This is a genomic window from Nitrosospira multiformis, assembly GCF_003050865.1.
Classification (GTDB): Bacteria; Pseudomonadota; Gammaproteobacteria; order Burkholderiales; family Nitrosomonadaceae; genus Nitrosospira; species Nitrosospira multiformis_E.
The window spans coordinates 249,667-264,158 of record NZ_QAOK01000001.1 but is presented as its reverse complement, the minus strand read 5'-3'; the positions used below and the strand labels follow the sequence as shown (position 1 = coordinate 264,158).

The following is a 14,492-nucleotide window of genomic DNA, read 5'->3' as shown; positions in this document are numbered from 1 at the left end:
AATTAAAGCGGAAAGTTCAAATCGGGAATCCTTCTGCCGCTGCTAGGCTGCCAGCAGCCGCCGGACAGGGAGCAGGTTTTGCGTCGTTCAGCGGTGAAGAGAGATGTACGGCCTACCGCGTCAGCAGCACCGGCCTGATAGACAGCGCTTCGGCGATTTTGTCCGCATCCTTTCTGGCCAGGACCCGGTCAGGATAAGGGCCCGCATGGACCTTGAACAGGCCGTCCTTTGCAACGATATCCAGGCTCGTCATCAGCGATGGTAATTCATTTCGCATCCGGACGACAAAATTATCCGCATTGTCATACGCATTGAAGGCCCCCAACTGCAGATAGATCCCAGCAGGAACGGCAGCAGGCGTTTCGGGAGGTGGAACAGCGGCGCCATTGCCGGTATGGCTGGCGACAGGCGGCGTATCAGCTACTGCCGGCGCAAAAGCAGTCTGGAACAGACCCGGCTGCGTTTCAGTGGAATTCGGTTCGGTAGTAATCACTACTGATTGGTCAGCTACGGTTCCTGTCTCCTCGTTTGGACTAGCAGGAGAGCCGGATGGAGACCTAGAAGTACGGGATGTTGAACCTGGATACTGGGCAGGGGCTGCTGCGGCAAGCCGCGTGAAACTACCCGTTCCGGGCACAATGGATTCCACTTCGACCAGGCTGCTGCCCCCACCCAGTACATCCAGTTTGTATGCGGCCGTATAGGAAAGATCAATGAGGCGACTGGAGAGGAAAGGCCCCCTGTCATTGACACGCACCACCACGGATTTTCCGTTCGCCACGCTTGTTACGCGTACGTAGCTCGGAATGGGGAGAGTGGGGTGTGCGGCCGTCATGGCATACATATCATAGACCTCCCCCGAAGCAGTCTTCTGTCCGTGATAGCGGCGCCCATACCAGGACGCCATTCCCCGCGTTTTATAGCGCTCATGACGCATCATCGGTTTATACCGTTTTCCGAGAGCCGAATAAGGCCGCATGGTGGAGGCGCGCAGGGGTTCTTCCCGGGGAACGGCATCAGGAATCAGATGGAGATCGGCAGGCGGATTGTCGCCGGGACCATCATCCAGATAATAACCGCCTTTTTTCTTGCCGCCAGACAGAATAGAGACCGATGAAGGCGATGAAGGCTTCACGTTCTTCTCCTCACTTTTCTGCAGCTTAAAAAAGGTGCCGCAACCGGCAAGGAAAACGGGGATGGCCAGTGCAGCTATCCAGGTGGCACATCGCCTGGCAATGGGTCGCGTTGCTGACTGCGTAATTGGCCGCGCAGTTGACTGTAAGGGGAGCCGGCAGGCAGGGTCTGTATCCATAAGTATCACGTCTTAACAAGCTTCGGATGAGTCTGGATACTCATCAAAATACCAAATCCCAGCAACATTGTCACCATTGATGTGCCGCCATAGCTGATCAGGGGCAAAGGCACCCCTACCACGGGCAGAATGCCGATGACCATACCGATGTTGACGAAGATGTAGGTGAAGAAAGTCAGCGTGATGGAGGCGGCGATGAGGCGGGTAAACTGGGTTGGAGCATTGGCGGCAATCACCATCCCGCGGGCGATGAGAGTCAGATACAGCAGTAGCAGCAGAAAATTGCCGATCAGACCGAATTCTTCGGAGAATACCGCGAAGATGAAATCAGTGCTTCTCTCCGGCAGAAACGCAAGATGGGTCTGGGTGCCTTGCTGCCAGCCCTTGCCCAGCACGCCCCCGGAGCCGATGGCAATGGTGGATTGAATGGTATGGTAGCCGGAGCCGAGCGCATCCTGCGTCGGGTCAAGAAGCGTCATGACGCGCTTGCGCTGATAATCATGCAACATGGACCAGAGCAATGGAAGGCTTGCTCCCCCCGCAATCGCCACCGTCGCCATGATGCGCCAGGATAACCCGGAGAAGAACAGGACATAAAAACCGCTCGAGGCAATGAGCAGTGCGGTTCCAAGATCAGGCTGGCGCAGGATCAACAATACCGGAGCCAGCAGCAGCAGGGTGGCCACGCCGTAATCCCGCAGCCGCAAGGTTGTCTCGTGCTTGTCGAAGTACCAGGCCATCATCAGCGGCACGGCAATCTTCATGAGTTCGGAAGGCTGAATGCGGGTTACGCCCAGGTTCAACCAGCGCCTCGCGCCATTGTTGACCTCTCCGAACAGCGCGACACAGAGCAGCAGGAAAAGGCCGGCCGCGTATAACGGTACGGCGATCCGCATGATATGCTCCAACGGAATGTTGGCCACCAGCCACATCACGCCAAGCGCGACCAGCATATTGATCGCCTGGCTTGTGACGCGCGCGCTATTGGCATCCGTTGCGCTGAAAAGCGTGATAAGTCCCGTTGCCATGAGCAGGAGAATTCCGCAAAGCAGAAACCCATCGATGTAGCGCGTAAAGTAGTGCCCTGCGTGCGGGAGCCTAGCCATGCCCGCCCCCCCTGTCCTGCTGATGCTCCTCATCCTCCTCTTCGTCCACCTGATCGACAGGCTGCGCAGCTGCTTCCTTAGGCAGTTTGCCCAGCAGATAGTAATCCATCACCACACGGGCAATCGGTGCCGCTGCCGCACCGCCATGCCCACCGTTTTCCACCAGTACGGACAGTGCGATTTTGGGGTTTTCAGCGGGGGCGTAGCTTACAAAAAGCGCATGATCACGATGCCGTTCATTGAGCTTGCTTTCCTCATACTTTTCCCCCTGTTTTACCCCAACCACCTGGGCAGTCCCCGTTTTTCCGGCAAAAGTATAAGCAGCACCTGCACCGGCGACCGCGGCTGTTCCGCCCGGACGGGTTACATCGACCAGCGCATTATGTACCGCCTTCAAATTGGCGGGGTCCAGCTTGAGCCGGTACAGCGGAGTTGTGCCGAATTCACGTACGACCCGATTGTTGCTGTCCAGGACCTGCTTGACGAGGTGGGGACGGAACGCAGCACCGTTGCCGGCGAGAACAGCGGTTGCAAATGCCAGTTGCAGCGGCGTGGTCAGATTATAACCCTGCCCAATCCCGACAGAAATCGTATCGCCGGGAAACCATTTCTGTTTATGCCGTTCCATTTTCCATGCCTGGGAGGGCAACAGGCCGGCGGCTTCGCCTTCGATATCGATCCCGGTCTTTTTCCCCAACCCGAACTGACTGGTAAAATTGTAGATATTATCGATCCCGAGGTCATGAGCCAGCGAATAATAATAGGTGTCGCAGGAGATAACCAGCGATTTGTGCAGGTCCACGAGACCGTGACCGTCGGCTTTCCAGTCACGAAAACGGTGGGTGCTTCCGGGCAGGCTGAAGTAGCCGGGATCGCTGATCGCGCTTTCCGGCCAACGCTTTTTGAGTTCCAGGCCCGCCAGAGCCATGAAGGGTTTGAATGTTGAGCCCGGTGGGTACAACCCGCGCAAAGCGCGGTTGTTCAGCGGCCGGTCGATGGAATTATTCAGCAATTCCCAATTCTCCGTGTCGATTCCGTCTACAAAAAGATTCGGATCGAACCCCGGTCTGCTCACGAATGCGAGTACGTCTCCCGTTGCCGGTTCTATGGCGACAAGTGCGCCGCGCCGGTCTCCAAACGCCTTTTCCGCGACTTCCTGCAATTTGGAATCGAGCGATAGCTTGAGATTCCTGCCCGCAGTCGGTGCTGTGCGGGATATGACGCGAATTGCACGACCGGCTGCGTCGGTTTCCATCTCCTCGACCCCGGTGATGCCATGCAACTCTCTCTCGTAGCTCTGTTCGATGCCGATTTTCCCCATGTGCTGGGAACCACGGTAATTGGCGAGTTCGCTGTTAGCCTCCAGTCGTTCCAGATCCTTGTCATTGATGCGTCCTATGTAACCCACCACGTGAGAGGCGAACTCGCCTTTGGGATACTGCCGGAACGGCCGCGCCTTGATTTCTACTCCTGGAAAGCGATAGCGGTTGACGGCGAAGCGGGCGACCTCCACGTCCGATAATCGCGTGCGGATAGGCAAGCTTTCGAATCTTCTGTTCTCCTCCATCAATTTCTTGAACCGCTTGCGGTCACGCGCAGATATCTCCACTACCGTCGTCAACTCATTAATGAGGCGCTCGAGATTCCCGATCCTGCTCGGAACAATTTCGAGCGTGTAGGCAGAATAATTATGAGCGAGCACGACGCCATTGCGGTCAAAAATCAGGCCGCGGTTGGGAACGATCGGCGCAATGGAGATGCGATTGGCTTCCGCCAGGGTATGATAGTGTTCACGCTGAGAAACCTGCAGGTAAAAGAAGCGTGCGAACAGCAGCAGGAAGAGCAGCAGCATGAAGCCGGCGCTTATCGCCAGCCGCAGGCGGAAATTTTGTAACTCACGCGAGTAGCTTCGAAGCTCGATTCTGTGATTCATCTTGCATCGGAAGCAGACCAGAGTTTCTGCGGTGCCCTCAATATGGCTGAGAGAAGCGGCCACAGTAACATGCCGACAATGCTGCCAAGAAAGAAGTTCCAGCCGGGAAAAGGAGAACCGGCAAAGAGGGCGGCAAGAAGTGTGACGATCTGCCCTGAAAGCAGAACCAATCCTATCTGGGGAGCTTGTTTATACCCGTCGAAGATACCCATGCGTCGGTTGAAAACCAGTGCCATGAACGCCATTACACTGTACCCAAGCGCGTGCTGCCCGAAAGTGCTGGCATTGCTGAGATCCATAAGCAGACCCATCCAGAATGCCATGCCGATGCCGACACGCTGGGGTTCGTTGACATACCAGTAAAGCATCACCAACGCGACAAAATCGGGCTGCAGCGCCCGCGCAGTGCCTGTCAGCGGTATGAGATTCAGGAGTAGCGCCACGATCAGGCTGAGCATAATGAACCAGCCTTTGACCGGCATCAGGATTTCGTGCCTGGGTGAGTTAGCGAGCGTCACTGTCTTCTCGCTTCCTGGCGTGACTTCATTTTGGTCGCTTCTGCCGGCGTTCCCGCGCGAGGCGCCGGCGTGGAAAGGATTAACAGTTGCTGGTTCTGATTCACACCGGAAGCAGGCGTGCAGGTAATGCGCGCAAAGATATAGTTGGGATTACGGTCGATCTGGGATACTACAGCAACGGGAAGCCCCGGAGGATAGACGCCATCTATCCCGGATGTAACCAGCGCGTCCCCTTCCTGAATGTCAGTGTTGATTGCCATATACCTCAACTCCAGTACTCCTTCCCTGCCGGTGCCTGATATGATGGAACGCAGGCCGTTGCGTACCACCTGCACAGGAACGGAATGGTCTCTGTCCGTGAGGAGAGTCACTTCCGAGGCCAGCGGGTAATTGCGGGTAACCTGTCCCACTACGCCGATATCGTCCACGACGGCTTGGCCCGCCTCGATTCCGCTCATACTGCCCTTGTCAAGCAATACCTTGCGATTGAATGGATCATGCGGCACGTGCAGGATTTCCGCCACCATTGCCTTGTTTTTAATACGTTGCGTCGCATTCAGGAGTTTGCGTAGCTGGTTATTCTCGGCTTCCAGCGCACGCAGCCGGAGGAGCTGGCCTTTGTCAACGAGATGCTGTTGTTTGAGATGGGCATTTTCCTCCGCTATCTCGCTATGCTGGAAGAGTTCGCTTGCGGCATCGTACATTGACACGGGCACATGAGCCAGCTTCTGCAGCGGATAAACTATTACGGAGAAAATTTCCCGCACGCCACCGAGATATCTGAATCGGCTATCCAGTGCCATCAGGAGCAGTGACAGTATGACAAAAAAAGCCGTCCGAGCCAGTAAACTGGGGCTATGCCTGAAAAACCGGGGGGAGATTTCTATCATGTGGGAGATTTTATGTTCCCGATTTTCAGGTACTGGAAGGTATAGCGCATTGAAGGCGGTAGTGAAATCTGGCAGTAGCGCAGTTGCAAAGGTTATCAGTCACTGGCGAATATGCCAACCAGTTGATCCATGTTTTCCAGTGCAATCCCTGATCCGCGCACGACGGCAGTAAGAGGGTCTTCTGCGATGATGACGGAAAGCCCGGTTTCCTCCATGAGCAGCCGGTCGATGTCGCGAAGCAGTGCGCCTCCGCCCGTCAGCACCAGGCCTTTTTCGGCGATATCGGCTCCGAGTTCAGGCGCCGTATGCTCCAGTGCGGATTTGACAGCGCTTACAATGTTGTTCAACGGCTCGGTCAGTGCTTCAAGCACTTCATTGCTCGAGATGGTAAAGCTGCGTGGAATACCTTCTGCCAGATTACGGCCCTTGACTTCCAACTCGCGTACTTCCGATCCCGGAAATGCGGAGCCAATTTCCTTTTTGATCAATTCGGCGGTTACTTCACCGATCAGCATCCCGTAATTGCGGCGTATGTAGTTGATGATGGCCTCGTCAAACTTGTCTCCTCCGACGCGTACCGAGCTCGAATAAACGACGCCGCCCAGCGAGATCACACCGACTTCGGTCGTGCCGCCGCCTATATCGACCACCATGGAGCCGGTGGCTTCATCGACCGGCAGATTGGCGCCGATGGCAGCCGCCATCGGTTCCTCGATCAATTCCACCTTGCGGGCGCCCGCCCCATAAGCCGCTTCGCGAATGGCGCGGCGCTCGACCTGGGTCGAGCCGCAGGGTACGCAGATGACAATCCGCGGGTTGGCGGAAAACAGTCGCGGAGGGTTTACCTTTCTGATGAAGTGCTTCAGCATCTGTTCCGTAACGGTGAAATCCGCAATGACGCCGTCTTTCATTGGCCGGATGGCCGCGATGTTGCCCGGCGTGCGCCCGAGCATCTGCTTGGCAGCCAGCCCTACTTGCTGGATGATTTTCTTGCCGTTGGGGCCTCCATCCTGGCGTATCGCTACCACCGAGGGTTCATTGAGGACAATGCCTTGACCGCGCACGTAGATCAGAGTGTTTGCCGTTCCCAGATCTATCGCCATGTCGGTCGAAAAGTAACCCTTCAATACACTGTTATTTAAAAAATTAAGCATGATTTACGGAATCCGTCGCGGAGGATAGTGATTAAAAGCAGGTGAAAAGAATCGGGCTATGATACTCTATTAGCTATTTGAATATAAGGGTTATAAAGGATTTAGCCGGAAATGTCTCTGTCTCTGGATGATGTGAAACGTGTTGCAAATCTGGCGCGCATCGAGATCAGCGAAGATGAGGCGTGCAGGACATTGACCCAGTTATCAGGCATATTTGGCCTCATCGAGCAGATGCAGGCAGTGGATACCTCGGCGATCACTCCCATGTCGCACGCGCAGGATGTGATGCAGCGTCTGAGAGCAGATGCAGTCACGGAAATCGATCAGCGCGAGCTGTTCCAGTCGGTAGCTCCCCAGGTAGAAGCGGGACTTTATCTGGTGCCTAAAGTTATCGAGTAACGCCACGCAGGATCTCTGCGGGCCACTCCCCTGTAATTCCCATTCTCCTTCCAGGAGTCTTTTCACGTTTTGCTTCATTTTGCTTCATCCAGCGAAAACCAGCCATGTTGAACGCCAGCCTCAAGCAACTTTCCGCAATGCTTGCCGCAAGGAAAATTTCTAGCGTTGAGTTGACCAGCGAATTTCTCAAGCGTTCCCGGGCGCTTAATCCCACATACAATGCCTTCATCACTCTCGATGAAGAGACGAGCCTCGCCCAGGCGCAGGCTGCGGATACCTTGATTGCATCCGGGCGCGGTCAATCACTGACCGGCATTCCCATTGCACAAAAGGATATCTTCTGTACCAAGGGCTGGCTCACTACCTGCGGTTCGAAAATGCTGTCGAATTTCATCTCGCCCTATGACGCTCACGTGATCGGGCGCTTCAATGCCGGGGGTGCAGTCAATATTGGCAAAACCAACATGGACGAATTCGCCATGGGTTCCAGCAATGAAACCTCTTTTTACGGGCCGGTAAAAAATCCCTGGGATACTGCGGCTGTGCCAGGGGGAAGTTCCGGCGGTTCCGCCTGCGCAGTGGCAGCACGCATGGCACCTGCTGCGACCGGCACGGACACCGGGGGCTCAATCCGCCAGCCAGCGGCATTATGCGGCATTTCAGGTCTCAAGCCGACATACGGGTTGGTATCGCGCTATGGCATGATCGCCTTCGCATCCAGTCTCGACCAGGGGGGGCCGATGGCCAAATCAGCGGAAGACCTGGCGCTGATGCTCAACGTCATGGCAGGCTTCGATGCCCGCGACTCAACCAGTCTCGAACGCGAACCGGAAGATTACACACGCGACCTGGAAAAGCCGCTCGAAGGTCTCCGCATTGGCCTGCCGAAAGAGTATTTCGTCAAGGAAATAGACGAGGATGTGGCGCGCGCGGTAGAAGCTGCCATCGGCCAGTATCGCAAGCTGGGAGCCAAAACGGTGGAGGTATCGCTGCCCAACACGAAGCTTTCGGTTCCGGTTTATTACGTGCTTGCTCCCGCCGAAGCTTCGAGCAATCTGTCGCGCTTTGATGGAGTACGCTACGGCCATCGTGCTCCCGATTATCTGGATCTCAATGACATGTATCGGAAAACCCGTTCGCAGGGCTTTGGCGCGGAGGTGAAACGCCGCATCCTGATCGGCACTTATGTGCTGTCGCATGGGTATTATGACGCATACTACATCCAGGCGCAGAAGCTGCGCCGCCTGATGGCGCAGGATTTTGCCGGGGCATTCGAGCAGTGCGACGTCATTATGGGGCCGACTTCCCCTACCGTGGCATTCAACCTCGGAGAGAGAAGCAGCGATCCGGTTCAGATGTACTTATCCGATGCCTACACCATTGCGGTCAACCTGGCAGGCCTGCCGGCCATGTCCATTCCGGTTGGCTTCGGGCATAAAAACAGACCGGTTGGATTGCACATCATCGGCAATTATTTTGCCGAGGCACAAATGTTGAACGTGGCGCATCAATATCAGCTTGCATCAGATTGGCATACCCGGATGCCAAAGGAGTAGGGGAGCAGATTTGGTCAGTTGTGGCGAGCGGCTCAGTTCAAGCTGCTACTCGTCCCTCATAAAGCATCTGTATCAGAAAAGGTATTCTAAAATGCAATGGGAAACCGTTATCGGTCTTGAAGTTCATGCCCAGCTCTCGACCGAGTCCAAAATATTCTCCGGCGCTTCGACCGCTTTTGGCGCCGCGCCCAACGCGGAAGCCTGCACTGTCGATCTCGCGCTGCCCGGTGTGCTGCCGGTACTGAATCGGGGTGCGGTGGAGCGTGCAATCAGGTTCGGCCTGGCAGTGGGAGCAAAAATCAATTCACCTTCCATTTTTGCCCGCAAAAATTATTTCTATCCTGACCTGCCCAAGGGTTATCAGATCAGCCAATACGAATTGCCGGTGGTTGAGGGGGGGCACATCCAGCTTCAGATCGTCCAGGATGGAAAAGAGCAGGAAAAAACCGTGCGTCTCGTGCGGGCACACCTGGAGGAGGATGCCGGCAAGTCGTTGCACGAGGATTTTCAGGGCATGAGCGGCATCGATCTCAATCGCGCCGGCACGCCTCTGCTTGAGATCGTTTCCGAACCGGATATGCGCAGCAGCGCCGAAGCCGTGGCGTATGCCAAAACACTGCATACGCTCGTCCGCTGGATCGGCATCTGCGACGGCAACATGCAGGAGGGTTCCTTTCGCTGCGATGCCAACGTATCTGTGCGGCCGCAGGGATCGGAAAAGCTCGGTACCCGCTGCGAAATAAAAAACCTCAACTCGTTCCGTTTTCTCGAGAAAGCAATCGATTACGAGGCCAGGCGGCAGATCGAAATCCTCGAAGACGGGGGGGCCATACAGCAACAGACACGCCTCTTCGACCCGGAAAAGGGTGAAACACGCGCGATGCGAAGCAAGGAAGACGCGCAGGATTATCGCTATTTTCCAGACCCGGACCTGCTGCCGCTCGAGATTTCCGGGAGCTGGATCGAGGAAGTGAAGAAAGAACTGCCCGAGCTGCCCCAGCAAATGCGAAGCCGGTTCGAGCATGACTATGGGCTTTCCATGTACGATGCGCTCGCGCTCACTGCCGATCGCGACAACTCGGAATATTATGAGGCAGTCGCGGGAAAACTTTCTTCAGATCCGAAACTGTGCGCAAACTGGGTAATGGGGGAAGTATCTGCCTACCTCAATAATGAAGGAAAGTCGTTCGATGTCTGTCCGCTATCTCCCGCACAGCTTGCCCAACTTCTTCTGCGCATCAAGGATGGGACCATCTCTGGAAAGATCGCCAAGGATGTGTTCAGGCAGATGTGGGAGCAGGCGAGTGCGGAGAGTATTTCGTGGAAAAATCGCAAGGAAGTGGATGAGAGCCTTGCAGATCGAATCATCGAATCACAGGGGTTGAGACAGATATCCGATTCAAGCGCATTGGAGAAATTAGTACAGGAGGTGCTGACAGCCAATCCGAAATCGGTGGAGGAATTCAAGGCAGGCAAGGAAAAAGCCTTCAACGCCCTGGTCGGTCAGGTGATGAAGGCCGCCAGAGGCAAGGCGAATCCAGCGCAGGTGAATGAGATATTGAGGAAGAAACTGACGGAATAGGTCAATGACTGGACTGGACGAACCGGGAAACAAGCGGGAATGCTTTATCCTCGCTCTGATAGAAGCACTTGCCAGTCCCATAGTTCCATGGAAAAAGGATATACAACGTGACCGCTTGTCCCGCTTTCTACGAATGTCACAGGAGGAAGGCGAGGTCCGTGCATTATTGAGTCAGCGAGCAAGCAGTGCGAACGTCATATCGGCTGAGGCCGGTATCCCGGGACGTTCAAGGCACGCCATTGTTGGGCGTGGGCTGGATTCCGGTTTGCTGGATTCAGAGTCAGGTCCGGAATGACGGGATTCATAATATTTTCTGGCCGGGGCAATAGCAGTTTTTCCTGCTGCCTGCTATTGCCGTATTACCATACCATTACGCAGCGACTCTCACTCCAGCGAACATCGTTCGCCGCCTCAAGCTCCGTCAGCCATTATTTCCGAATCTCAGAAGAAATTCCTTGAAGGGAACCTGGCTGATCAATAAGTGTCCTAACAGTAGCATCACAAAAAAATAACAAATTCTTAACAGTACGGCTATGATAGACATGTCTTTCACCACAAGGAGAAAGGGCGATGAAAATAGGAAAACTTCTTGCCGTTTCATATTTGATGGGTATGACGATAGCACTGGTGGCGACAGCGTTCCTCTGATCTTGAGACCGCGACGGGGAATGACTCCTCCTCCTGTAACCCCTGAATGGTCCAGATTGTAACTGCTGGCGGTACGCCCCATCCGCTTCATAGGGATGGGGTTTTTGCTGTAAAGCCGGCAGCCCAATGAGTAGCCGGATGACTACCTGTTTGAAGGTTTACCAGCCCATCACTCTACTTCGCCCAGAAGAAAATTTATTTAATGAAACTAGCCATTATCACTACTGCTGTTGCGATATCGAGTACTGTGATTGCCGCATGGGTACTGGCCGCAGCCCTGCGTCACAGCGTCTTTTTCTACACAGCGGACGGATATATGTCACCCAGAACCGCAGTACGCGTGGGCCTCATGAAAGATGAAGAAGCTTCATTCTCCGGTGGATTGGCTTTCAGAAAGACCGGGGGCAGTGGTTATGATTATCGGGAAGAAATGGCAACTGCCTTCATCGATCGAACAGGCCACACTGATATTGATCTGCTCGCAGAATGCAAACGTCTGGGGGATTGCGAATTACGAAAGTGAACGCGTCTCCTATCTCCTGTGAGCGGCAGACACGCTGCTGCAAATTCTGATGGATGCCTGATGAATGGATACGGCGTCGTCCAGCGAGCGCTCCCACAGGGCTATTTCTGGATTCAGAGGAGTTCCCGTGCTTTACCAACAGAAGCATAAACCTTCCTGACTCCCGCTCGGCCTTGCCTGATTATTCAGGGAACCTCCTTTCAAAACCCTTTACTGGCGGCACTGCCCTAGTGACAGCCCCTCCCGCTCTTCTATTCACAGAAAAGCAGCTCCAATATTGCCCACAACACAGTAATGCCTGAGCTTGAATTACCGAACAGGCGAAGTGAGTCGAGCCAGAGCAGGAGTAGAGGCGGTAGGTAGAGAGCTCGGAGAAGCCTGGGGCATAAATCAAATCAAAGAGAAGCCGGGACAGGGAGAACAGGGACCAGGAGTGGGAGGCCTTGAGCGGGTAGAGTATCAAGTACGTTTCCGCTTACACTCTGATCTCCCAGGCTTTGTCTGCCCGGGCTTTCCAGCGATGTACTACACTATCATCCGAGATATTGAACACGTCATCCGAGAATATGCGCTGCGTTTTTCCAATAAGTAAAAAATATCAGTCAATTTATAAGCTATCCGCCGCGCGAACATTTTTTAATTTTTTTAATATATATAGCCCCTGAAAATCATGACATGGGACCAGAGGATATCGCGATTGCAAGACAGGGAAAGGACAAATGACAGCTCAATATAAAAGGGTGGATAAAATGAAAGAAGAACTCGACGCGTTGCGCAAATATCGGGATACGCTCCCGGCAGTTTTCAAATTCAACCGCCAGGAGCCGCTGGCACGAAATCAAGAAGACCGCATGAGCACCCGGCCTGAACCCGAAGCAATCAACGAGATCGCCCTCCGTCTCGGTCCGGATATCGACGAGCGTCTAACGCGGCTCGTGGAGGAATACGGCCATAACAAGCAATATTATCTGATTGAACTCGCGCGAAACGGCATCGAGGCGCTGGAAGATACGCTTGAAGCTGACCGGGTAGTCATGCTTTCCCGTCTCAAAGGCGAAAAGATGATTCCGCTTGAGGACATCATGAGGAAGTATGACATACAGGATTAGTTTCAATCCGGCGGCGCAACGGGACCTGGATAAGATGGACCTTCATGCGCGCCCGCGCCTTTTGAAATACCTGAAGGAGTGCATAACACCCCTGGAAGATGCGCGCTGCCTCGGCGAACCCTTGCTTGCTTCTCAATTTTTCGGCTACTGGCGCTACCGTGTCGGAGATTACCGAATCACCTGCGACATCCAGGACGAAGAGTTGCACATTCTCGTCGTGAAAGGAGGCAATCGGCGCGTGGGTGGTGTTGGCTAACTTCAACTACATAAGGAATTTTTACTCTTGGCGGATTGAAGAGGCGTGAACAAGCTATCCCGCCATTGCCCCGGTTACTGAATGCGAGCGCCGCGGGCTGGCAGTTGCATAATGAAGAATATGCGACGTGACTCATGTGTAGAGGGCGGGTTTATTGGTCCGCAACGAATTTCAGGACGTTTCCATTGATGCAATAGCGCTTGTGGCTGGGTGGCGGTCCATCATGAAATAGGTGGCCGAGGTGAATGCCGGAGCTTGCGCTACGTACTTCAATCCGCTTCATGCCGTGAGAGTTGTCTTCGTGCAGGGTAACGGCGCCTTCCACGGGTTCAAAGAAACTGGGCCACCCCGTTCCGCTTTCAAATTTGCTATTGCTGTAAAAGAGGGTTGCGCCTGTGACGGGGTCGACAAATCTTCCCGAGCGTTTTTCATCCAGATTGGATGCGGTAAAAGGAGGCTCGGTACCTCGTTTGAAGGCGATCTTCTGCTGCTCGGGCGACAGCAGTTGAAAGCCCAGCCATTTCCAGAAATTGGATTTTTCGCCGTTGTATCCTGTATAGCGGGCAACCTCCTTGCCGTTCTTGAACAGCACGATGGTGGGGGCGGCGAACAAGGGCTTTTCCAGATTCCAACCGCTGGGCGGATTCGAGTTCAACGTCCTGGCAATCGGCACTTCCGCTTGCCAGTGGCTCATTATGTCTTTTTCGAAGCGCTCGCAAAATTCGCAATGCTCGGCCTCGAACGCCACCAACTGCCGGGCAGGATTCAGATCGCCGCTCTTCAGGGGCTCCGCACCCGGTTTGGACGTCGCTGGGGCTGAAGAAATCCCGGATGAGATCGAGGATGTATGCATCTGCGCAACTTCCCTGGCCGAACCGGGGTATTTCACACCGGTGCCACCCAAGCCGCAATACCCATCGGGATTCTTTTTCAGATAGTTCTGGTGATATTCCTCAGCGGTGATGTAATTCTTGAGTGGCTGGATCTCAGTGGTGATTCTGGCGTAACCCGCAGCATCGAGTGCTTTTTGATAAGCAGTCCGGGTTGCCAGTCCCACAGCCTTCTGGTTCGCGTCATGGTAATAGATGGCACTGCGATAATTACTGCCGATATCGTTCCCCTGGCGATTGCCCTGAGTGGGGTCATGGCTCTCCCAGAATTTGGCCAGCACTGTTTCCAGCGTTACCTTGTCTGGATCGAAAACCACCTTGACCACTTCTGCATGATTGCGCACTGTAGTTTTACCGGTACGAAGCGCTCTTTCATGATTCAAAATGTCCTGGTAACCAGCGCCGGGAAGGTCACCGCCTGCATAACCGCTTTCCACATCGACGACCCCGGGAATTTCTCCCATGCGCTTCTCCGCACCCCAGAAGCACCCCATCCCTAGAACGACGTAATCCGTTGCCTGCCCAGGTATCGTGATTTTCTCCACTGCATATGCACCCATAATAATGCCCAAGGCCGCTGCCATAGCTACAACCCTTTTCATCTCAAGATGCCCCT

14 protein-coding genes are annotated in these 14,492 nt (G+C 54.5%); 7 read left to right on the top strand and 7 right to left on the bottom strand.

The window, feature by feature from the left end; genetic code table 11:
- Positions 1-112: 112 nt before the first annotated feature.
- The 6 genes from C8R21_RS01135 to C8R21_RS01110 form a co-directional block, all read right to left on the bottom strand.
- The gene (locus C8R21_RS01135; RefSeq protein ID WP_308811366.1) at positions 113-1,135 is read right to left on the bottom strand and encodes a septal ring lytic transglycosylase RlpA family protein; all 1,023 of its coding nucleotides are present in this window, start codon (positions 1,133-1,135) and stop codon (positions 113-115) included.
- 182 nt (positions 1,136-1,317) lie between these two features.
- On the bottom strand, positions 1,318-2,418 hold the full coding sequence (rodA, locus tag C8R21_RS01130; RefSeq protein WP_107761046.1) for a rod shape-determining protein RodA: 1,101 nt from the start codon (positions 2,416-2,418) through the stop codon (positions 1,318-1,320).
- Positions 2,411-4,351 (bottom strand): penicillin-binding protein 2, encoded by a 1,941-nt coding sequence (gene mrdA, locus C8R21_RS01125; protein WP_107761045.1) that lies wholly within the window; start codon positions 4,349-4,351, stop codon positions 2,411-2,413. Before mrdA ends, rodA begins: the two co-directional genes overlap by 8 nt.
- Positions 4,348-4,869: a rod shape-determining protein MreD gene (gene mreD, locus C8R21_RS01120; protein WP_107761044.1), complete on the bottom strand. Its 522-nt coding sequence runs from the start codon at positions 4,867-4,869 to the stop codon at positions 4,348-4,350. Before mreD ends, mrdA begins: the two co-directional genes overlap by 4 nt.
- Positions 4,866-5,759, bottom strand: a complete 894-nt coding sequence (mreC, locus tag C8R21_RS01115) for a rod shape-determining protein MreC (protein ID WP_107761043.1) — start codon at positions 5,757-5,759, stop codon at positions 4,866-4,868. Before mreC ends, mreD begins: the two co-directional genes overlap by 4 nt.
- Before the next feature lie 95 nt (positions 5,760-5,854).
- On the bottom strand, positions 5,855-6,913 hold the full coding sequence (locus tag C8R21_RS01110; RefSeq protein WP_074973973.1) for a rod shape-determining protein: 1,059 nt from the start codon (positions 6,911-6,913) through the stop codon (positions 5,855-5,857).
- A gap of 111 nt (positions 6,914-7,024) precedes the next feature.
- Between C8R21_RS01110 and gatC the strand changes: the two genes are divergently transcribed.
- The 7 genes from gatC to C8R21_RS01075 all read left to right on the top strand — a co-directional run bounded on the left by gatC (position 7,025) and on the right by C8R21_RS01075 (position 12,986).
- The gene (gene gatC / locus C8R21_RS01105; RefSeq protein ID WP_107761042.1) at positions 7,025-7,312 is read left to right on the top strand and encodes an Asp-tRNA(Asn)/Glu-tRNA(Gln) amidotransferase subunit GatC; all 288 of its coding nucleotides are present in this window, start codon (positions 7,025-7,027) and stop codon (positions 7,310-7,312) included.
- Between the two features lie 104 nt (positions 7,313-7,416).
- The gene (gene gatA / locus C8R21_RS01100; RefSeq protein ID WP_107761041.1) at positions 7,417-8,868 is read left to right on the top strand and encodes an Asp-tRNA(Asn)/Glu-tRNA(Gln) amidotransferase subunit GatA; all 1,452 of its coding nucleotides are present in this window, start codon (positions 7,417-7,419) and stop codon (positions 8,866-8,868) included.
- Between the two features lie 91 nt (positions 8,869-8,959).
- A complete protein-coding gene (gene gatB, locus C8R21_RS01095; protein ID WP_107761040.1) occupies positions 8,960-10,450 on the top strand; it encodes an Asp-tRNA(Asn)/Glu-tRNA(Gln) amidotransferase subunit GatB in 1,491 nt (496 codons plus the stop codon).
- A 4-nt stretch (positions 10,451-10,454) separates the two neighbouring features.
- Complete coding sequence (locus C8R21_RS01090) at positions 10,455-10,745, top strand: hypothetical protein (RefSeq protein WP_107761039.1); 291 nt, start codon at positions 10,455-10,457, stop codon at positions 10,743-10,745.
- 555 nt (positions 10,746-11,300) lie between these two features.
- Positions 11,301-11,621, top strand: coding sequence for a hypothetical protein (locus C8R21_RS01085; RefSeq protein ID WP_107761038.1), 321 nt, complete (start codon positions 11,301-11,303; stop codon positions 11,619-11,621).
- Positions 11,622-12,340: 719 nt separating this feature from the next.
- Complete coding sequence (locus tag C8R21_RS01080) at positions 12,341-12,730, top strand: hypothetical protein (protein ID WP_107761037.1); 390 nt, start codon at positions 12,341-12,343, stop codon at positions 12,728-12,730.
- Entirely contained in the window at positions 12,714-12,986 is a 273-nt protein-coding gene (locus tag C8R21_RS01075) for a type II toxin-antitoxin system RelE family toxin (RefSeq protein WP_107761036.1), read from the top strand. The genes C8R21_RS01080 and C8R21_RS01075 overlap by 17 nt, the downstream gene beginning before the upstream one ends.
- A gap of 151 nt (positions 12,987-13,137) precedes the next feature.
- Here C8R21_RS01075 and msrA read toward each other — a convergent pair whose 3' ends face one another.
- Positions 13,138-14,460, bottom strand: coding sequence for a peptide-methionine (S)-S-oxide reductase MsrA (msrA, locus tag C8R21_RS01070; protein ID WP_258192183.1), 1,323 nt, complete (start codon positions 14,458-14,460; stop codon positions 13,138-13,140).
- Positions 14,461-14,492 lie beyond the last annotated feature (32 nt).